Source organism: Mucilaginibacter sp. KACC 22063 (genome assembly GCF_028736115.1).
Classification (GTDB): Bacteria; Bacteroidota; Bacteroidia; order Sphingobacteriales; family Sphingobacteriaceae; genus Mucilaginibacter.
Genome location: NZ_CP117877.1, coordinates 3367248 through 3388612, shown reverse-complemented (window position 1 = coordinate 3388612; position 21365 = coordinate 3367248). Strand labels below are relative to the sequence as shown.

General features: G+C 41.4%; 18 protein-coding genes. 8 read left to right on the top strand and 10 right to left on the bottom strand.

Annotation, left to right across the window (positions count from 1 at the left end; all coding sequences use genetic code 11):
- Window positions 1-33: 33 nt before the first annotated feature.
- The 3 genes from PQ461_RS14630 to PQ461_RS14620 form a co-directional block, all read right to left on the bottom strand.
- Window positions 34-1107 carry an SDR family oxidoreductase gene (locus tag PQ461_RS14630; RefSeq protein WP_274206270.1) on the bottom strand — a complete coding sequence of 358 codons (1074 nt, stop codon included), beginning with the start codon at window positions 1105-1107 and terminating at the stop codon, window positions 34-36.
- Between the two features lie 91 nt (window positions 1108-1198).
- Window positions 1199-1780 (bottom strand): Crp/Fnr family transcriptional regulator, encoded by a 582-nt coding sequence (locus PQ461_RS14625; RefSeq protein WP_274206269.1) that lies wholly within the window; start codon window positions 1778-1780, stop codon window positions 1199-1201.
- A gap of 33 nt (window positions 1781-1813) precedes the next feature.
- A complete protein-coding gene (locus tag PQ461_RS14620; RefSeq protein WP_274206268.1) occupies window positions 1814-2401 on the bottom strand; it encodes a PAS domain-containing protein in 588 nt (195 codons plus the stop codon).
- A 393-nt stretch (window positions 2402-2794) separates the two neighbouring features.
- On the opposite strand from PQ461_RS14620, the gene PQ461_RS14615 reads away from it, so the two are divergent.
- The 5 genes from PQ461_RS14615 (at window position 2795) to PQ461_RS14595 (ending at window position 6749) form a co-directional block, all read left to right on the top strand.
- On the top strand, window positions 2795-3349 hold the full coding sequence (locus PQ461_RS14615; protein ID WP_274206267.1) for a hypothetical protein: 555 nt from the start codon (window positions 2795-2797) through the stop codon (window positions 3347-3349).
- 109 nt (window positions 3350-3458) lie between these two features.
- Window positions 3459-4259 carry a sulfite exporter TauE/SafE family protein gene (locus PQ461_RS14610; RefSeq protein WP_274206266.1) on the top strand — a complete coding sequence of 267 codons (801 nt, stop codon included), beginning with the start codon at window positions 3459-3461 and terminating at the stop codon, window positions 4257-4259.
- Between the two features lie 68 nt (window positions 4260-4327).
- The gene (locus PQ461_RS14605; RefSeq protein WP_274206265.1) at window positions 4328-5746 is read left to right on the top strand and encodes an MBL fold metallo-hydrolase; all 1419 of its coding nucleotides are present in this window, start codon (window positions 4328-4330) and stop codon (window positions 5744-5746) included.
- A 30-nt stretch (window positions 5747-5776) separates the two neighbouring features.
- The gene (locus PQ461_RS14600; RefSeq protein ID WP_274206264.1) at window positions 5777-6331 is read left to right on the top strand and encodes a YeeE/YedE family protein; all 555 of its coding nucleotides are present in this window, start codon (window positions 5777-5779) and stop codon (window positions 6329-6331) included.
- Window positions 6332-6335: 4 nt separating this feature from the next.
- On the top strand, window positions 6336-6749 hold the full coding sequence (locus PQ461_RS14595) for a YeeE/YedE family protein (RefSeq protein WP_274206263.1): 414 nt from the start codon (window positions 6336-6338) through the stop codon (window positions 6747-6749).
- Window positions 6750-6752: 3 nt separating this feature from the next.
- Here the strand turns inward: PQ461_RS14595 and PQ461_RS14590 are convergent, their stop codons facing one another.
- From PQ461_RS14590 to PQ461_RS14580, 3 genes are all read right to left on the bottom strand, one after another.
- A complete protein-coding gene (locus tag PQ461_RS14590; RefSeq protein ID WP_274206262.1) occupies window positions 6753-7343 on the bottom strand; it encodes a TlpA family protein disulfide reductase in 591 nt (196 codons plus the stop codon).
- A gap of 24 nt (window positions 7344-7367) precedes the next feature.
- Window positions 7368-8033 carry a Crp/Fnr family transcriptional regulator gene (locus PQ461_RS14585; RefSeq protein WP_274206261.1) on the bottom strand — a complete coding sequence of 222 codons (666 nt, stop codon included), beginning with the start codon at window positions 8031-8033 and terminating at the stop codon, window positions 7368-7370.
- Between the two features lie 128 nt (window positions 8034-8161).
- Window positions 8162-9271, bottom strand: coding sequence for a WG repeat-containing protein (locus tag PQ461_RS14580; protein ID WP_274206260.1), 1110 nt, complete (start codon window positions 9269-9271; stop codon window positions 8162-8164).
- Between the two features lie 173 nt (window positions 9272-9444).
- Here PQ461_RS14580 and PQ461_RS14575 point away from each other — a divergent pair, with 173 nt between their 5' ends.
- From PQ461_RS14575 to mgtA, 3 genes are all read left to right on the top strand, one after another.
- A complete protein-coding gene (locus tag PQ461_RS14575; RefSeq protein ID WP_274206259.1) occupies window positions 9445-10134 on the top strand; it encodes a response regulator transcription factor in 690 nt (229 codons plus the stop codon).
- On the top strand, window positions 10131-11498 hold the full coding sequence (locus tag PQ461_RS14570; protein ID WP_274206258.1) for a sensor histidine kinase: 1368 nt from the start codon (window positions 10131-10133) through the stop codon (window positions 11496-11498). Before PQ461_RS14575 ends, PQ461_RS14570 begins: the two co-directional genes overlap by 4 nt.
- A 423-nt stretch (window positions 11499-11921) precedes the next feature.
- Window positions 11922-14615, top strand: a complete 2694-nt coding sequence (gene mgtA, locus PQ461_RS14565; protein ID WP_274206257.1) for a magnesium-translocating P-type ATPase — start codon at window positions 11922-11924, stop codon at window positions 14613-14615.
- A gap of 173 nt (window positions 14616-14788) precedes the next feature.
- Here mgtA and PQ461_RS14560 read toward each other — a convergent pair whose 3' ends face one another.
- From PQ461_RS14560 to PQ461_RS14545, 4 genes are all read right to left on the bottom strand, one after another.
- Window positions 14789-16201: an efflux transporter outer membrane subunit gene (locus PQ461_RS14560; RefSeq protein ID WP_274206256.1), complete on the bottom strand. Its 1413-nt coding sequence runs from the start codon at window positions 16199-16201 to the stop codon at window positions 14789-14791.
- A gap of 31 nt (window positions 16202-16232) precedes the next feature.
- Complete coding sequence (locus tag PQ461_RS14555; protein ID WP_274206255.1) at window positions 16233-19388, bottom strand: efflux RND transporter permease subunit; 3156 nt, start codon at window positions 19386-19388, stop codon at window positions 16233-16235.
- Window positions 19389-19442: 54 nt separating this feature from the next.
- Window positions 19443-20612, bottom strand: coding sequence for an efflux RND transporter periplasmic adaptor subunit (locus PQ461_RS14550; protein WP_274206254.1), 1170 nt, complete (start codon window positions 20610-20612; stop codon window positions 19443-19445).
- Between the two features lie 73 nt (window positions 20613-20685).
- The gene (locus PQ461_RS14545) at window positions 20686-21273 is read right to left on the bottom strand and encodes a TetR/AcrR family transcriptional regulator (RefSeq protein WP_274206253.1); all 588 of its coding nucleotides are present in this window, start codon (window positions 21271-21273) and stop codon (window positions 20686-20688) included.
- Window positions 21274-21365 lie beyond the last annotated feature (92 nt).

Sequence of the window (21365 nt, the reverse complement as noted above, 5' to 3'; positions counted from 1 at the left end):
GTGTTTTTTAACACCTTCTACTTTAAGCTACATTTAAGGAATCAGTTTTTTTGCCCGCAGTTTTGCAAATAAATCAAAGAATGATTCTCTTGTGTCCTGATATTGTGTAAAACCTAATTTCCGGCTTTTGGCCATATCTGTCATCACTTCTACAGGGCGGCCCAGATCAAGATCAGTATGCCAGGCACTTGCAAGCCTTGATAATGATGTTTCTTTCAAATTGTATTTCTGGGCAATGTCTTTCCAAACAGGCTCATCATTAGTCATCTCATTTTCGAGTGGATGAATATTGCCATCAAATTCTGCCACTTCTACATCAAACCAGTCCGCTATTTGCTTCCAAAGCCAGTTCCAGCGGAATATATCGCCATTGGCGACGTTGAATGCCTTGTTTTGTGCAGCCTTTGTTGTTGATGCCCAGATCAAATGTTCTGCAAGCAGGCGCGCATCCGTCACATCAGATAAACCGTTCCATTGTGCTGTAGACCCGGGAAACCGGAACGGCCTGCCTAATTCTTTACAAATACTTGCATATACGGCAAGCGTAGTCCCCATATTCATGAGGTTACCAACGGCATAACCAATAACCGTATGCGGGCGATGAATGCTCCAGGTAAAACCATCGCGGGTGGCTGCTGCATAAACCGCATCTTCCTGTGCATAGTAAAAATTTTCCAGCGCTAATCTCGGATGCTCTTCCCGAACCGGGGTCAGCGGCAATGTGCCGGATTTTGCATATGCATCAAATGGGCCTAAGTAATGTTTTAAACCTGTAACCAATGCTACATGTTTTACGCTGCCTTTTGGTGAAAGTACATCCAGAATATTATTCACCATTAAGCTATTCACCCGTATGTTTTCTGCTTCGGTATCATTACGCATCCAACTTGTTAAGTAAACATGTGTAGGGTTAATATCTTTTAAAGCAGCCTCAAGGCTTTCTTTGTTTAAAAGATCGGCAGCCACGGGAACTAAACCTTCAATACCAATATCGGGCCTGCGCGCAAGTCCGTAGGTTTTTATGTTTTTATTGATCAGGCTTTCTGCAAGGTTGCTGCCGGTAATACCGCTGCTACCTACCACCAATGCTGTTATTGAGTTTGACATCTGCTAAAATTTAAAAATGCCAAATTAGGGATGTAATAACGGAATACACTTGATATAACTTAAGTAAATCACTTGATCTAAGTCAAGCATGTTATTTCTTAACGGTCAGATTTTTTTTGATCCGGCTTAATGTTTCAGGTGCAATACCCAGGTAAGAGGCTACAAGATTTTGGGGGATGCGTTCAATAATTTCAGGGTTGGAGGCGCTTAGCCGTAAATACTTTTCTTCGGCAGTATCTGTTACTGAGCTCATTAAACGTCGCTCTTTGGTGACGATGCTATTTTGATAAAGTATGCGGAAATACCTGTCCATCACAGGTATGGCCAGCGTTATTTCTTCATAATTCGTTCTGGAAAGCAACAGTACTTCAGAATCCTCAATGGCATCAATGTTGAATACAGACGGAATGCCTGTAAGAAAACTGTTGAAATCGGAGATCCACCAGCCTTCCCAGCCAAAAACATTCATGTGTTCGTCGCCTTTTTCGTCTACGTTATAAGTACGAAGTAAACCTTTAGATACAAATGCAAGGTTTTTACATATATCCCCCTCCTGCAAAAGATATTGCCTTTTTCTAATGCGCTTAGGTACAAAAAAAGCTTGTAATGCGTTTTTGTCTTTCTCACTCAGCGTAACTTTTTCTTCTATATGAGAAATTAAAACTTCGAACATTACTAACTCGGTTTTGGCAAATGTAAGAAAGCCTTAATTATTCTTTTCAGAAATATAGCGGATGATTTTATCCAGTTCGTCCGCACTTTCTTTAAGCATAGCGGTCAAATGCCTGTAATCATCATATCCATCTGTAGTATCCATTAATTCAACTATTCCTAAAATATTGGCTAAAGGTTTTCTAACCCCGTGCGATTGGATGTAGCTGATCTCATCAAGATCTGACGAGGCCTGTTCAAGTTTGTTTTTTGTATCAACAAATTGAGTGATATTATACCCGATACAAAAGATGCCCTGCGGCATGCCAGATTCATCCATCATGGCCTGCATTTCCCATTGGGTAATCACAAAACCGCCTTTACCGTCGTGTTTTCGCAATGTTGCAGGAAATAATTTTTCGGGCTCGGCAAAACACCGCGGCCCAACCTCTTCGCATATTCTTATATCTTCCGGATGTAAGGTAACAGAGAAATGTTCACCTAAAAGGGTTTTTTTACCAAGGCTAAAGTTGCGGTCGTAGTTAGGGCTTACGAAAGTATAATAGCTATCTATGCCAATGGCAATAGTGTAGAATAACTTAGAGGTATGCAGGAAATTGTTGATCTGGCTGTAGCGTTGCATGTTTAAGAATAGACGTAAGTATAAGAATCAGGCGGGTAAATTTATATTTAAAACTTGTGTTGATGCCATATGCAGGTGCCTTTATATGTAACTATAGCATTACAACCAACACGAGATCTAATTAATAAGCAATTAAAATTTGCTTTGTTTTCGACATCAATTTGCAGAAATGAAAGTAGCTAAATATCAGTCAGGATAGTTACGCATAATTACTCCTTTATTGTTTAATGCACATCATTGCTTTTCAAAACGATAAATCAATTATTTCAGAATGAACGTAAAAATAGGATTGATTATATAAATAATAAAATTAAAACACTTAAAATCAATTACTTAATAAAGTAAATTCAGCCTGGCTTCCTAATTGAATGATCAGTGTCAAAAACTAAGATCATGGAAACTGATGGAAGTAATTATGACCAACATGATGTTCGTCATGCAAAAAGAAAACAATACAAAGTTTTAAACGAAACCATACACGGGCACCTGGCCTTGCTTCAAACTATAATTGTATTTGACCTGCTGCTGGTTATATTATCAGTTACAAAAAACTTTAATGACCTGATTATAAAATCAGATATGTGGGCCACTGTAATTATCGGCTGTCTTTTTATAATGCTGGGTGCTATGATGCGGCGTTTTGTTAAAGTTTATGATAGATCATATTATAAGCGAAGCAGAGCTGGCCTCAGTAGCTCAAATTGCGAGCAACTGATCTCCACTCACCATTTGACTTTCAATAAAGTGAAAACCATATTGGGCGCTTTTTTACTCGCCGCTTTTGCCTTTGCATTTACCTTCTTTTATCATTCACAAGTTGTTGATTTATCTATTTTAGGTTTAAGCCTTGTATGTTTTATAACAGGCATGGCAACTATTACTAATTTTAAACGAGAGCTGCGCAGCGTAGAGAACACTTTGAGCTTGCAGCGAGGAAATGCCCATTAAGAAGGCTGTTCAATCTTTTTTATTTTAATAAGCAACGGTGACTAATGTCACCGTTGCTGTATGCAGGTGTTTCGACCTTTGTAAGGTCAACTTTTAAAACACATATATAATGCATACGATAGCTTACTTTGCATCCGCGTTGATTGGAATATCTCTTGGCCTTATTGGGGGCGGTGGCTCCATAATGACTGTGCCCGTACTGGTTTACTTTTTTGGAACCACACCGTTACTGGCAACTTCTTATTCCCTTTTTATCGTTGGTTCAACCAGTTTGGTAGGGGCAATAAATAATTACCGTAAGGGATTTGTAAGTATTAAAACGGCTTTATTATTCGGTACAAGCTCTATAATCACCGTATTTCTTACCAGAAAGTTTATCATTCCATTAATACCTAAACAAATACTTGTTGTGGGGAATTTCCAACTCACATCAAATATTTTAACAATGGTATTATTTGCTATACTGATGGTGTTCGCGGCAAGTGCCATGATTAGCAACGGTAGCCAGCGAAATAAAATTGAGCCAGGCAGTAAAAAGTTAAATGTTTTAAAACTGCTTGGTTATGGAGTAGGGATAGGGCTGGCAACAGGTATGCTTGGGGCCGGAGGCGGTTTTTTACTCATACCTACATTAGTGTTATTGGTAGGCCTACCTATGAAAGAGGCCGTGGGAACATCTTTATTAATTATAGCGCTAAATTCTTTAATCGGGTTTGCGGGAGATATTGGTCATTTTAATATTGATTGGCTGTTGCTGTTCCGCATTACCGCGATAGCAGTAGCAGGAATCTTTGTTGGAAGCTACATAGGTAAGAGCATTGACGGTAGCAAGCTTAAAAAAGGTTTTGGCTGGTTTGTGCTGGTAATGGGTATTTATATTATCGTTAAAGAATTAATACTTAAAAATTAAATCTGAAGTGTGATAAATGTCACTCAAATTGGCAGACTAAAACTCAAATTTTGTAAAAATATACGGTTATGATTATTGAACAAATTTATACTGGATGCCTGGCACAAGGTGCTTATTATATTCAATCTGAAAACGAAGCTGTGGTAATTGATCCGCTTCGTGAGGTAACGCCTTATATAGAACGTGTAAAGCGTGGCGGTGCAACACTTAAATACGTTTTGGAAACGCATTTCCATGCTGATTTTGTATCGGGACATATTGATCTGGCGCGTAACACAGGTGCGCAAATTGTTTATGGCCCTACCGCTGAAACAGCTTTTGAAGCTTATCATGCCAAAGATGGTGAAGAATTAATACTCGGTAAAGTAAAGATCAGGGTACTACATACACCAGGGCACACCATGGAATCCACCTGCTATTTACTTATTGATGAAAACGGTAAAGAAACAGCACTATTTTCAGGTGATACATTATTTATTGGCGATGTTGGCCGTCCTGATCTTGCTCAGAAAGCTGCCAATATGACTACGGAACAATTAGCCGGAACACTTTACGACTCGCTGCGTAACAAAATTATGCCCCTTCCTGATGATGTTATTGTATATCCGGCACATGGAGCCGGATCAGCCTGCGGTAAAAACATGAGCAAGGAAACTACAGATACACTGGGCAACCAAAAGAAATACAACTATGCTTTACGCGCCGGTATGGCCCGGCATGAATTTATTAAAGAAGTAACCCGGGGACTTGATAAACCACCTGCTTACTTTCCCGAAAACGTTAAAATGAATAAACAAGGCTATGCGGCCATAGATCAGGTAATAAGCAACGGCCTGGAACCGTTATCTCCAGACGCATTTGAAGCAGCAGCTAATGAATTAGGAGCACTAATTTTAGATACACGTGCCGGACAAGACTTTTCCAGTCAGTTTATCCCTAATTCGATCAACATAGGTATTGATGGTAGTTTTGCACCTTGGGTAGGCGAGTTAATAACGGATATTAAACAACCTATTTTGTTGGTTGTTGATGCAGGGCGTGAGGAAGAAGTAATTACCCGTTTGGCAAGGGTAGGATATGATCATGCTGTGGGCTTCTTAAATGGTGGCGTTAGTGCATGGGTGCGGGCAGGCAAAGAAACTGACAGTATAATTTCACTAAGCCCGAATGAAGTTGCCGATAAGATTGGCAAAGGAGAGAATGTAAACATTCTGGACGTGCGTAAATATCAGGAATATGTTTCAGAGCATGTAGAGGGTGCGCAGGTAATGCCTTTAAATGATATAAATGAGAAGTTTAGCGCGTTAGATAAAGATAAGACGTATTATATCCATTGTGCAAGTGGGTATCGTTCAATGATCTTTAATTCTATTATGCGTGCCCGAGGATACAATAATCTTATAGACATCAAAGGCGGCTTTAAAGCTATTAAAGAATCCGGGTGTTTTAAGATAACTGATTACGTATGTCCAACCACTTTAATATAATTGTGTACTGAATTTGATTTTTAAATAAATATGATTGAATTACTTAAGCAACCGTGGCCATGGTATATATCTGGCGCTGTTATAGCCGCTACAATGGTTGCATTATTATACTTCGGCAAATCTTTCGGATTCTCCTCAAACCTGCGCACAATTTGCACCATAGCAGGAGCAGGCAAAAGAGCCTCTTTTTTTGATTTCGACTGGAAAACACAAAAGTGGAACCTGTTGTTTCTCTTCGGTGCTATTGTTGGAGGCTTTATTGCCGGTACTTTGCTTAAAAACAATCAGCCTTTGCAATTATCAGCAGCAACCATTACTGATATCAAAAAGCTCGGAATTAAGTTCGATGGCCAATTAGAGCCTGCACAGTTGTTCGGGTTGAAGGCCTTAAATTTAAAAAACGCCATCATCATGCTTAGTGGTGGCTTGCTGATAGGTTTCGGCTCCCGTTATGCTGGCGGCTGCACATCAGGCCATGCCATCAGTGGGTTATCCAACCTGCAATTGCCTTCCTTAGTGGCTGTAATCGGCTTTTTTGTGGGCGGCCTTATTATGACCCATCTTTTATTCCCCCTGATTTTCTAAGATTATGAAAGGATTGAAGTTTATTGTTGCCGGTATAATGTTCGGCATTGTAATGGTAAAATCAGAAGCTGTAAGCTGGTACCGTATTCAGGAAATGTTCCGGTTTCAGTCGTTGCATATGTATGGCATTATCGGTACTGCGGTTGTGCTGGGTATGTTAGCCGTTTATATGATAAAAAAGACGAAGCTAAGGGATGTAAATGGTGAATCGATTACCATACCAACCAAAGACAAGCAATGGACCAAATATATGCTTGGCGGCTTAATATTTGGTTTAGGATGGGCATTAGTTGGCGCATGCCCGGGGCCAATGTTTGTAAATATTGGTTATGGATATGTAACAATGATTGTAGTTGTAATTGGCGCCCTGTGCGGTACCTATTTATATGGCATTATTAAAAATAAGCTCCCTCACTAAAGCTTATTCAGCGATTAACCTGTCAATGTAGTTGTAGAAAGCTTTATCGGCATAATCAGCGGCACCCTCATGTTTGGCCTTAATTGCTCCGTTTTTGTTTACAATAATTGTATTGGGTATAGCATCTGAAATGAAACCAGGCGGTAAGTTTGAAGTTAGCTGATAAACAGGGAGGCTATACTGGCGATTTTTCATAAACGCCAATGATTTTTTAAAGTCACTATCTACATCTACAGGTATTATCAAAACTTTTGGGTTTGTTTTGTAATGCAGATACATCTCGTTTATTGATCCCATTTCGGCTATACAAGGCGGGCACCATGTTGCCCAGAAATTGATAATCAAAACTTTACCCCTTTGCCGGCTTGTTTCCAATATTTTACCATCCGAAGATTTTAGTACAATCTCTGGTAGGGTGGATAGGCTTTTATCTGCAGCAATACTTTCTGTAGGTGGCGGCATAAGGCCTGTTTTAAGCATTGCCTTAATCACTAATGCCTTTGCTTTTGGGCTGATAATTAAAACAGCAGCAAATACTATCAGGATGATATTAACAGCATTTTTTCGGTTTAATAATATTTTCAGTCTATTCATACTAAAATGGCTGTTTATACCATGCTATTTTAGCCATTTTATATAGCTTCTGTTTATCATTAGATCCCCTCGTTGCTCCAGTTTTTTCAATAACCTGGAAATCACTTCCCTTGACGAATTAAGGTCAGCGGCAATTTCATGATGAGTTAAGCGCAATTCCCTGGTTTGTAATTTCTCATATTGATTAGCCAGGTAATGGTACAACCGCTCGTCCATGTTTTTAAAAGCAACATGATCAATTACTACTAAAAGCTCTTCATATCTTGAGCGGTAAGTTTCCAGCACAAAATAGTACCATGTTTTAAACTGCTTAATCATATCATCCATCAGTGCTATGGGTATATTCAGCAATAATGTGTCTTCAACAGCTTTTGCCATCACCTCGCTGGCTTGTTGGCGGGTAGCACAGATCATGGATAGGGCACAGGCATTACCGGGCTCTAAATAATACATGAAAAACTCTTCAGCATCGTTACCTTCACGATAAAGTTTAACCCGCCCTTTCAGAACCAAAATTGTCGTACGGATATATTGCCCGGTGCGCATAATCTGTGTACCGGCAGGCACTGTCATCAAGCTGGCATTATCTGCCAAAAATAATTTTAATACCGGTTCAAATTGTGGGAATAATTGATCAAGATAATGGGCTATATCTTCATTCTCCGCAGTAATGTTCTTTCGTTCCATCATTGTAAAACTAACAGCAAGTTAGTCTGCTAATTTACCGATTTCGTTTATTAGCACAGTTTGACAGCTTTATTAATATTGTTGATTTGATGTAATCTTAAGTAAGATATATTATACTCATCATGAGTAAGCTATAGCAAATTTTTCCAGGTCACAGCTATAAGTTTGTAGCCATTGGCTGTGCGTAAAAATGAAAGTGTTTCCTGATAGCTGTTCCCATTTTTGCCGCTGTGGTTTGTTGTAACTACATTAAATAACGGATACCTGGCGGCGTTACCTTCACCGCTATCGGTATAATAGGGCTTAAACTGGCTTTGCGTATAAATAAAGTTGTTAAGGCTCTCACTCATTATCTGCGTTTCAACTTTGCCAGACATAATATTTTGTAATTTCCTGCTCAACGCTTTATCATAGTTCTTACTAAAATTTTTTTTGTCGACAAATTTTCTGATCTCATTTTTCCATAAACCTTCTACACAAATAATATTAAACAGGTTATTGGCTGATTGGTCTTTTAAATACCTGTCATAAAACCATGTTTTAAATTCCTTTTCGTAATCAACAAAGGTGTAATAGCTGCCGTCATTGGCTTTTATAGAAACATACAAGTTAGTATCGGCAGGCACATTGCTTTTTTTAAGTGAATACCAGTTGATAGTGTTCAGCTTGTCAAAGTCAATATGGTCAGCTATCAGGTTGCCTTTATCGTCTATAAGGCCTGTAATGCCATCCCAATACCAATGTTCGCAGGGGTGCTTAGGATCAAATTGGCTGCCATCCATACACTTACGTTTACCTTTGTATAATACTACGGCTATATTATTATAAAAAGGACGTGCATCATTATAATTTGCAGGAACAACTACCTTGCCGTTTGTGCCAAAGAAACCTACTTTATCAGTTTTAGGATCGCGAAACCTGATCTTGCCTTCCTGTTCGCAATCGTAGGTGAAATCCCATACATACAAACTGTCTTTACCAACATGCTTTCCATTTTTGAGCAGGTAATAGGCGTGTTGGTTATCCTGTTCAGTTACAGCAATAATGCTTTTAAACACCTTTGCTTGTGTAAACTGTGTAAACCGTGCCGAAATTTTGATGTGGCCCTGCGCATCTTTATAGCCGATTAATTCCTTATGCGCGTCATAATAGCTGTACCAGGTTTGGTTACTTTGCGCAATAAGGGAGTTTGCAATTAGGTTGATCAGTAATATTGTTATGAAGGGTTTCAGGTAACGCATTGGTTTAGTTATTAAGTATCTGATAAAATATTTAACCCTGTACGGCTTTAAATATTGTTACCAGGTTGGCTTAAACAACAATTTATCAGCAGATTGTTTTGCTTATCAACAGCACTGGTTGTGCAGTTTATATATGCGATATGCAATTTGTGCTTAACTTTATCGTCATAAATATGTATAACATTCTGCTTATTGAAGACGACGACCGCCTGGCTACCGTAATTAAACGCGGGCTTGAAGAAAGTGGCTATCAGCTTACCGTAGCTTATGATGGGAATTTGGGAGAAAGACTCGCCTTTCAGGAAAAATACGATGTTATCATTACAGATATTATTCTCCCAAAGATTAATGGCCTTGATCTTTGCAAGCATATAAAGCAGCAAAAGCCGGAAGTGCCGGTACTTATGCTAACGGCCTTAGGAACTACTGATGATAAGGTGGAAGGTTTTGATGCAGGAGCCGATGATTACCTGGTTAAGCCATTCGATTTTCGTGAACTTGAAGTACGGGTGAGGGCGTTGGCAAAAAGGCAGCAGCCGGTAAGTCGGTCAGAAATTGGAGGTGTATTACTAATTGCCGATCTGGTGATGAATACACATACTAAAAATGTGCACCGTAACGGGAAGGAGATCACTTTAACCCCTAAAGAGTTTAAACTGCTCGAATACATGATGCGTAACCGCGACCGTGTTCTTTCCCGTTCGGAGATCAGCGAAAAGGTATGGGAAACCACCTTTGATACAGGTACCAATTTTATTGATGTATATATCAACTACCTGCGTAAAAAAATAGACCGCGATTACGATATTAAACTGATACATACTAAACCCGGTATGGGATTTATTTTCAGAGAAGAAAAATGACGATACGCAATCGTTTAACCGTTTTATTTACTGCTGGCATAGCGGGCCTTCTGCTGTTTTTTTCTCTTGTTATTTACTGGTCGCTGGCAAAAGACCGTGAAGACGAATATTATAATCTTCTGCATCATACCGCTATTACAAAGGCTAACCTGCTGCTTGATGCTAAGGTAACGCCATCGGTTTTACAACTGATCTACCGTAATGCAGAAAATACACTTTTCCAGGAAGAGGTGGCCATTTACAACACGTCTTTCCACCTGCTTTACCATGATGCGGTAGAAATTGATAAGGTGAAAGAAACACCCCAAATGATTCACCAGATAATTACCGATAAGGAGATCCGGTTTTATCAGGGTAGCTTACAGGTTGTGGGCTTTTTATACAGGCACAAAGGGCAGCTATATGTAATTACCGCAGCAGCAGATGACCGGCAAGGGTACGCCAAGCTCAACAATCTGGTCTACACGCTTATCATCACATTTTTTGTAGTAATCATCCTTACTTATTTTGCCAGCCAGTTTTTTGCGCTTAAAGCATTGCAGCCGGTTGCTGATATGGTAAAAAAGGTAGAGGTGATTACCGCTACTAATCTCGATCTGCGGTTGAACGAAGGTAATGGTAAGGACGAGATTACCGAACTGGCAGTAACATTTAACGCCATGCTTAACAGGCTGGAGCGTTCTTTTGATGCCCAAAAGGAGTTTGTATCGAATATATCGCACGAACTGCGTACCCCTTTAACGGCCATGTTGACCGAGTTGCAGGTAACCATAGAAAAAGAGCGCGATAACCTGTTTTATAAAGAGTCAATAGCGCATGCCATAAGTGATGGGCAAAAACTGGTCAGGCTTTCTAACAGCCTGCTGGATCTTGCAAAGGCTAATTATGACCAAACTAAGATCTCTTTCAGGCGGGTAAGGCTTGACGAAGTATTGCTTGATGCCCGCAGTGATGTTTTGCACAACCATCCATCATTCAAAGTCAATATGGTTTTTGAAAAAGATATTGACGATGAGCAGCAGCTTACCCTTATGGGGAACACTTATCTATTAAAGGTTGCCATGATGAACCTTATTGAGAATGGCTGTAAGTTTTCGTCCGGCCATGAATGTAATGTTTCCATCAGTTATAACGATACCGACAGTATTATTCACGTCCATGATAATGGTGTAGGCATTGCAGAAGCAGACCAGCAAAATATTTTTAACGCTTTTTACAGAAGCGAAAGCAGTCAGCATTTAAAGGGTAACGGGATAGGCCTTTCGCTGTCAAAAAAAATCATTGAACTTCACCAGGGTACCATTAATGTACATTCTGTATTAGGTGAGGGCACTACATTTACGGTAAAACTTCCGCACCAGTAATTTCTTTTTCTAATAAAATTCTAATTTTTTTATAAGGGTTTTCTAAAGGTGCTTTTACTTTAGGTGCCTTACTTTTGCCACCGTTAAAAACAAAAATAAAAAATGGATTCAGGTCCGAGTAGTCAATCTCAATTTATTAATCCCCTCCGCTAAGCAGCATCAGTAAATCTTTACGCGATCCTGCCTGGCAGGACAATACTATTTGCTATGCGTAAAGAAAAAAAATCAGGGACATTCCCTCAAAAGCCTTTCTCTGAAACAGTTTTAATCACAAATGCCAAAGGCAAAACGAGGCTTCGGCTTGTGCAAAGTTACCTGTCAAGCTTTGCCATCCCTTGCATTTTGCATACTGAATCAGAAAATAATTAATGCCTGCTGTAGGCCAATAATATCCTGTTTAATAACCTCTTCATTTAAACTATCATGACTCTTAACGATATAAAGGTAAAGATCAGCAACCAGCAATCTTCAGCAGGCCTCGATGCCCTTGCGGCTAAAAAATTGCGCGATGCTTCTGCGAACGATCAAAGCGGATTATTTGACCTGCTGCAAACAAACGAAGGCGGTTTGCATGCCGATGAAATAGGCGGTAAGCTGCGCTTGTTCGGACTTAACGAAATAGCGCACGAAAAGGCGCCAGCCTGGTACGTGCAGCTTTTTAAAGCTTTCCTTAATCCGTTTATTGCTGTACTGATCATATTGGCGGCAGTTTCTTTTATTACAGATGTATTGATGGCAGCCCCTGCCGACCGCAGTTACAAAACCGTAATTGTTGTTGTGGTGATGGTAAGCCTAAGCTCGCTGCTGCGTTTCTGGCAGGAGTTTACAAGCAACAAAGCGGCCGAAACATTGAAAAGCATGGTGAAAACCACGGCAACAGTGATAAGGCAGTCAGACGGCAAAGCTGAAATAGATTTAAAAGCATTGGTGCCTGGTGATATTATTCACCTTAGCGCCGGAGATATGATCCCGGCAGACTGCCGGATTATACACTCAAAAGACCTGTTTGTAAGCCAGGCCATGCTTACAGGCGAATCGCTGCCGGTGGAGAAGAGGGAAAGCGTGGTCAGCGATAAAGCAATAAGCCTGCTCGACCTGGAAAACATTTGCTTTATGGGTACCAATGTAATCAGCGGCGCAGCAACGGCTGTAGTTGTAAATACAGGTAGCCAAACCTATTTTGGTAGTATCGGAAAAGCTATTACTGGCAAGCGGGCTGAAACCAGTTTTGATAAAGGGGTAAATAAAGTTAGCTGGCTGCTCATCCGGTTCATGGTGGTCATGGTACCATTGGTATTTGTTGTTAACGGCTTTACTAAAGGTAATTGGTTTGAAGCCCTGTTGTTTGGTATTTCTGTAGCCGTAGGCTTAACTCCTGAGATGCTGCCCATGATAGTTACCGCCAACCTGGCTAAAGGTGCACGGAATATGAGCAAGCGCAAGGTGATCGTTAAGCGGTTAAACGCCATACAGAATATTGGTGCCATGAATATTTTGTGTACCGATAAAACCGGTACCCTTACTATGGACAAAATTGTGCTCGAAAGGCATTTAAATGTTTTCGGCGCTGAAGATAACGAGGTAATGAAATGGGCTTACCTTAACAGTTATTATCAAACCGGCTTAAAAAACCTGCTGGATATCGCGGTTTTAGAACATGCAGATGAGCACGCATGCTTTACCCAAGGTGAACACTATCAGAAAATAGACGAAATACCTTTTGATTTTCAGCGCCGCCGTATGTCGGTTGTTTTGGAGGAAGATAATGGCCGGCATCTGCTGATCTGTAAGGGCGCTGTTGAAGAGATGCTGGAATTATGTACCCATGCCTTTGACCCCGGTAAGGATAACCAATTGCAAATCCATAGTGATGCGGTTATCCCAATGGATGCAAATATGCGCAAAACAGTGCTTAACACCACCCGCAAGCTAAATGAAGAAGGACTGCGTGTGCTGCTTATTGCTGTAAAGGAAACGGATAAACGCCCGGTTACCTACACCGTGGCTGATGAAAGTAATTTAATCCTCACCGGTTTTATTGGTTTTCTTGATCCAGCCAAACCATCTACTAAACCTGCTATAGAAAGCCTGCATAATTTGGGCGTAGAGATTAAAGTACTTACAGGAGATAACGAGATAGTTGCTAAAAAGATATGTAAGGATGTAGGGATCCCTGTGCAAAATATATTGCTGGGTACCGAGATAGAGCATCTTGAGGATGATGAATTGAAAATCAGGCTGAATGCTACCAGTATTCTGGCTAAACTAAGTCCTGTTCAAAAGTCGCGCATTGTTAAGCTTTTGCAAGAGCAGGGAAACACGGTAGGGTTTATGGGCGATGGTATTAATGATGCAGCGGCACTGCGTGATGCAGATGTGGGTATCTCAGTTGATACTGCTGTAGATATTGCCAAAGAGAGTGCGGATATCATTCTGCTCGAAAAAGATCTAATGGTACTGCGCAAGGGGGTTATTTATGGGCGGCGCACTTTTGGTAATATCATCAAATATATCAAAATGACAGCCAGCAGTAATTACGGCAATATGTTCAGTATGCTGGGGGCAAGTGCCTTATTCCCGTTTTTGCCTATGCTGCCTATACAGCTGTTGGTGCAAAACCTGCTTTACGATATTTCGCAAATATCCATCCCGTGGGACAGTATGGACCAGGAGTTTATTGAGAAGCCGCAAAAATGGGATGCCAGGGGGATTAGCAAATTTATGCTTTATATAGGGCCAATCAGTTCAATATTTGATTATGCCATGTTTGCTGTAATGTACTTTGTGTTTAAAGCAAACTCTCCCGAGCATCAAAGCCTGTTCCAGAGCGGCTGGTTTATAGAAGGCCTGCTGTCTCAAACCTTGATCGTACACATGATCCGTACCCGTAAAATACCTTTTATACAAAGTTGGGCTGCGGCACCTGTACTGGCGCTTACCTTGTTAATTATGCTAATTGGTATCGCTTTACCTTTCTCACCACTGGCGCCTGCGTTAAGCTTGCAGCCTCTGCCTTTAAGCTATTTCCCGTGGTTAATAGGTATCCTGATTAGCTACTGTGTACTTACCCAGTTAATTAAATCGTGGTTCATTAAAAAGTTTAACCAATGGCTATAAGAAATAAGCGCAACACAAGAAAGCAAGGTATTCTTATATGGGCTATAGCTGTGCTGATATTGATCCTGATAAATATTCTGTTTGCTAAATGGCTTGTTCCCCACAAATAACTACTACACAAAAAAAGGTGCAGCAGTATTACCTGCTGCGCCTTTTTTTAGCTTAATTGCATATTATTGTTTCCAACCGCCGCCAAGTGCGCGGTAAAGATTTACTACAGACTGTAGTTGCTGTAAATTGTCATTAACACTGCTTAACTGCGCCGCAAGTAAGCTTTGCTCAGATGTAAGTACATCGGTATAATTAGTAGCCGAGCTATATTTAAGCAACTCTTTGGTATAGTCTACAGCTTTTTGCAAAGCTTCTAACTGTTTTGCTCGTGATGATTCTTTTTCAACAGCAGTTTGATAAGCATATAAAGCATTTGACACTTCCTGTCCGGCAGTAAGAAACGATTTCTGGAAGCTGTAAAATGCTTCTATCTGTTGAGCCTGAGCAGTGCGTAATCTGGCTTTGTTCTCTCCTCTGTTAAAGATAGGCTGAGTTAAACCGCCAACTACGTTGTAAAAGATAGAATGCTCAAACAACGATTTTACCCTTAATGCAGAAACACCGCCTTCTCCGCTTATGGTTAAGGAAGGGTAGAAGTAGGTGCGTGCAAGATTAGTATTCTCAAACGCGCTCCTGAACGCAAATTCTGCTTCCTGAACATCCGGACGGTTTTTTAATAATTGAGATGGAACGCCAACCAAAAGGTTAGTATAAGCCTTCTGATCGTCCAGGTTGGTGCGTTTGATGGTACCCGGAGCCCGTGCCAGCAGAATACATAAGGTGTTCTCCGTTTCGCGGATGCTGCGTTTTAAATCGGGGATAGTAACCTCGGCAGCATAACGGTTAGCCTCGCTTTGTACAACCGCAGCACCCGTAACCACAGCACTTTCTTTTAAAGCTTTCATGGTCTCTACATCGCTAATTCGGTTTTTTACTGTTTGCTCGGTAATGGCCAGTTGCTTGTCGTAGGCAAGCAGGCTGTAATAATTATTAGCAATATCAGAAATTAATTGAGTTTGCACAGCTCTTTTTGCAGCATCGCTTTGTAGCAAACTGGCCAGGGCAGCACGTTTACTGCTGCTCATTTTACCCCAGATATCGGCCTCCCAGCTTGCCGATAAACCAAGCTGATAGGTAGTGGTGGTTAAGTTAAATGAATTGGCAAACTCTGGTGGAAAGTTTAACCCTGCTGCAGATTGCTTTGCCCTCGTAACTTGTGCAGAACCCGATAAACTTGGGTAATAAGCAAGTTTTGCCTGGCGTAAATTAGCCTGTGCTTCATTAATACGCTGTATAGCCGTTTTAAGGTCGTAGTTGTTACGGATACCTTCGGCAATAAGATTTTGCAGAACGGTATCTGTAAAAAGCTGGTTAACCGGCAGGTTAGCTATGTTGGTTGAATCGGTTATCGTGGTATCGCGGTACACATTGCTGGTGTTAAGCGCCGGCTGCTGGTACTTTTTTGTAACACACGAAGCAAATAACAACCCTACCGAAAGGGCTGTTATAATTTGCTTTTTATATGGATTGATCATTTTTGTGACTTGAAAAATGGTTAAATACTAATTATTCTAACTCTTCGGCTTCTTCTGTTTCGCCTGCCGCCACAACCGGCTTTTTGCCGATACGTTCTTGCAAGGACTGGAAAATGATGTATAATACCGGAATTACAAACAATCCGAATATTGTACCGATAAGCATACCACCCACTGCGCCCGTACCAATAGAGCGGTTACCCTCGGCGCCTGCACCCGATGCCAGCATTAACGGCACCAGACCGAAAATAAATGCAAACGAAGTCATGAGGATTGGTCGTAAACGGGCTACTGCACCATCAATTGCCGACTGGGTAATGCTTAACCCGCTTCTGCGGCGCATTACAGCAAACTCCACTACCAGGATAGCATTTTTAGCCAATAAGCCGATGAGCATGATGAGGGTAATTTGCAGATAGATGTTGTTTTCTACTCCAAATATTTTTGCAAAAACAAATGCACCGGCCAACCCGATAGGTAGTGATAATAATACGGCAAAAGGCAGGATGTAACTTTCGTATTGCGCACTTAACAAGAAATAAACAAACACCAGGCACAATAAGAATATGAAGATTGTTTGGCTGCCGCTGGCTAACTCCTCGCGGGTAAGGCCCGAAAATTCGTAACCATAACCGGCAGGTAAGTTTTTAGCGGCTACTTCCTGTATGGCCTTTATCGCATCTCCTGAACTGTAACCCGGCTTTGGCGCACCTGTAATAGAAATGGATGTGAAAAGGTTAAAACGTTTGATAGATTCTGGTCCGTAAACTTTTTTCAAAGTAATAAACTCAGAAATAGGAGCCATGGTGCCATCGTTGGTGCGTACATAAATATTGTTCAGGCTTTCTGTTGTACCACGGTAAATAGCATCTGCTTGTATCATTACACGGTATTGCTTGCCAAACTCGTTAAAGTTAGAAGCATACAAACCACCATAATAACCTTGCAACGTACTTAATACCGAGCTAACGGGGACGTTGGCATCTTTACATTTAGCCACGTTTACATCTACTTGGTATTGCGGGAAATTGGTATTGAAGAAGGTAGTAGCGTACTGAATTTCAGGGCGTTGATTTAATGCCGCCAGGAACTTGCCATTTACTTCAACAAACTTAGAGATATCACCGCCGGTTTTATCCTGCAATTGGAACTCGAAACCACTGCTGTTACCAAAGCCCTGTAATGATGGCGGTACCAGGAACAGGATACGGGCTGCTTTGATGCCGGCAGTCATGCCGAACATTTTGCCTGTAACGGCATTAACATCATGGCCTTTACCTTTACGCTGATCCCAGGGTTTCAACTTAATAAATACCACACCGTACGAACCACCGGCGCCGCTCAAAATACCCTGGCCTGCAATACGTGTGGCCGATTCTACTTCGGGTAGGGAACGCACCATGCTGGCCACCTGGTCAACTACCTGCGTTGTCCGTTCAAGTGATGAAGCCGGAGGCAGTGAAATGTCACCAATGATGAAGCCCTGATCTTCGTTAGGCACAAACGCACTTGGTGTTGTCTTTAATAAAAACCAGAATAATGTACCAAACGCAGCAATACCCACAATGGCAATCCATTTTTTAACAGAAAGGAAGCTGACAGAGCGTTTGTATTTGGCTGTCATAGCATCAAAGCCGGTGTTGAACGCACCATAAAAGCGTTGCAAAAAGCCTGATTTATGCTCGCCTTCCTGGTGTGGTTTCAACAGCAATGCACAAAGCGCAGGGCTTAGTGTTAACGCGTTTACTGCCGAGATAAGGATGGATATAGCCAGTGTTAAACCAAATTGCTTGTAAAATACCCCGGTTGAACCTGTAATAAATGATACCGGGATAAATACCGCAGCCATTACAAGGGTAATAGAGATAATCGCGCTGCTGATCTCGTTCATGGCATCTATCGTAGCTTTTTTGGCCGACTTAGCGCCATGATCCAGTTTGGCATGGACGGCCTCGACCACCACAATGGCGTCATCCACCACAATACCAATTGCCAGTACCAATGCAAACAGGGTTAACAGGTTGATGGTAAAGCCAAATACTTGTAAAAAGAAGAAGGTACCCACAATAGCCACCGGTACCGCTATGGCAGGGATTAATGTGGAGCGGAAATCCTGAAGGAATACAAACACGACGATGAACACTAGGATAAATGCCTCGATTAATGTGTGTACTACTTTTTCTATCGAAACATCAAGGAACTCATTCGCGCTGAAGATCGGAATAGCTTTTACACCCGGAGGAAAACTTTTTGATGCATTCTCAATAGTTTTCTCGCACTCCTTAATCATTTCGTGCGCGTTTGAACCGGCAGTCTGGTAAACGGCAACTGCGATAGATGGCTCGCCGTTGGTAGTAGAATTACTTGAATAGCTTAATGAGCCAAGTTCTACACGCGCTATGTCTTTTAAGCGAAGTAACTGGCTGTTAGTGCCCGATTTGATCACAATGTTTTCAAACTCGGCAGGCGTTTTTAAACGGCCTTTGTATTTCAGTACGTATTGGAATGACTGGTTGCTGTTTTCGCCGATTTTACCCGGTGCAGCCTCAATATTTTGTTCTGCAAGGGCAGCGTTAACATCATCCGGCACCAAGCCGTAAGTGGCCATTACATCAGGTTTTAACCAGATCCGCATCGAATAGTCCTGCTGGCCAAATACGCTGGCATCACCTACACCGTTGATACGTTTCAACTGCGGCAACAGGTTGATGTTCGCATAGTTTTGCAAAAAGGTTTCGTCGTATGATTTGTTGGCGCTTGAGATGGCAAATACCATTACCATACTGCTTTGTTGCTTGGCAGTAGTTACACCTGCTTTGGTTACTTCGGCCGGAAGCAGGGGAGTTGCCTTTGATACCCTATTCTGTACGTTTACCGCAGCAAGATCGGGGTTGGTGCCTAACTTAAAGTAAACAGTGACGTTGGCTGTACCGTCGTTACTGGCAGTAGAGGTCATATAGGTCATGTTCTCCACACCATTGATCTGTTCTTCCAGCGGTACAATTACACTGTTCATCACCACGTCGGCGTTGGCACCCTGGTAAGATGCAGTTACCTGTACGGTAGGTGGGGCAATCTCAGGATATTCGGAAATTGGGAGGGATGTTAATCCCAATATACCCAGTATGACGATGATGACCGATATTACAGTAGATAAAACCGGCCTTTCAATAAATTTACGTAGCATAATAAAGCTTAATGTTTTTGATTTAAGCTACAGTTTGCTGCAGCCTGTTCAATGTTATTTTAAATCCGAGTAAACCTTAGCTTCGTCCTGCATTTCAGGCTTAACCTGTACGCCATCTTGTAAGCTTGCTACACCTTCCAGTATCAGGGTTTCGCCGCCTTTAAGTCCGCCGGTTACTACAAAGTACTGGCCGCTGGTAGCCTCCATGGTTTGTATCTCTGTGCTTTTAGCTTTGCCGCTTGCATCAACAACGTATACAAAACGTTTACCCTGAAGCTCGTAAGTGGCTTTCTGAGGTACAAGCAATGCATTGTTTAAAACTTGCGGAATGCGTACTGTTGCACTACCACCACTGCGTATTAAACCGGTTGGGTTTGGAAACGATGCACGGAAGCTTGCCGAACCGGTAGCGGTATTAAGCTGGCCTGCTACAGTTTGTACTTTACCTTTTTCAGGGTAATCTGTTCCGTCAGACAGTATCAGTGAAACCTCAGGAAGCTTACTTAATTTAGCTTCGAGGGTTTTGCCCTGGTAGTGGCGGGAGAAATCAAGCAACTGTTTTTCGTTCAGTGAAAAGTAGGCGTAAACATTACCGATGTTTGATACCGTTGTTAAAGGCTGCGTAGTGGTGCTGCTTACCAGGCTCCCTAATTTGTAAGGAATAGTGCCAACAACGCCGTTAACCGGGCTGGTAACCGTGGTATATCCCAGGTTTGTTTTAGCAGTGGCTAACGTTGCCCTGGCTTGTTTAAGTGCAGCCAGGCGTGCGTTTAACGTTAATTGTGCCGTTTCTAATTCATAATGGCTGATGATCTCTTTTTCAACCAGTGGTTTAGTCTTTTTTACCTGTAATTCGGCAGAAGCCACATCAGCCTGTGCGCTGCTTACAGCCGCAGCGGCATTGTTAACGTCTTGCTGATATTGCGGTGCGCTGATACGGAAAAGTAATTGACCTTTCTTTACAACTGAACCTTCGTCAATATAGATATGATCAATGTAGCCATCGATCTTTGGTCTGATCTCGATGTTTTGCTGGCCTTGTAAGGTGGCCGGATAATCGCTATTGATGGTAGTGTTTTTAGTTTCGATTTTAAAAGCCGGAAAACTTTGAGGGCCTTGCGGGCCGCCCGCTGCCCCGGCTCCCTGCTGCTGTTTGGTGCCGCATGAAGAGAGGATGAGTAAAGTTCCGCTGATAGCCGTGGCAAATAGGACACGTGTTCTCATGATGATGTTTGGGTATGTTTGCATAATGTGTTTTCGATGTATTGCGTTAGTTGAGTATTGTAATTATTAATTATTACCTGAAAAGCATTTTAAAAATCACTTTTTTTCGTTCTTCAATAAGCTTCCTGAATTGGTCTTCATCCAGTTTAAAGATCTTTTCAAACATGGGTTTCATTACTATGGGATAAGCCATTAAACTGAAAAGATTCATCATAAAATGAATAGGGTTCATTTGTTCAATAGTTCCGGCACTCATTTCGGCCTGTATCTGGGCCAGGAACTTTTTAGTTTTTTCGTGCTTTTCTTCAGTATTTAATATGTCCCTGTCCGCATTCATTTCTTTCACCAGAAAAGTTTCCTGGTAAGGGAACTGAATAACCTGTGTTGAGAAAACTTCGATAAAGTGTTCGATCTTACTTTTGAAAGGCATATCCGACTCCATCACAGAGTCAAGCTTTTCACCAAGTTCAAGCATCGCTTCTTTGTAAACCTGTTGTATCAGTGCATCAACCGAACGGTAGTAATAATTAACCAGGGTGCGGCTTACACCCGCGGCATCGGCTATATCCTGTGTGGTGGCATTTAAGCGGCCCTCTGCAAAAAATATACGCTTTGCGGTGTCCTTAATGCGTTGTTCTGTACCTGTATCTCGAGTTGCCATAATAGTTTGACAAAAATGTCAAATAAAATATAAATAGCAAGTCGCATTTGTGTTACTTAAATTAATTTGAAAATGGTATGACAGTATTTTGT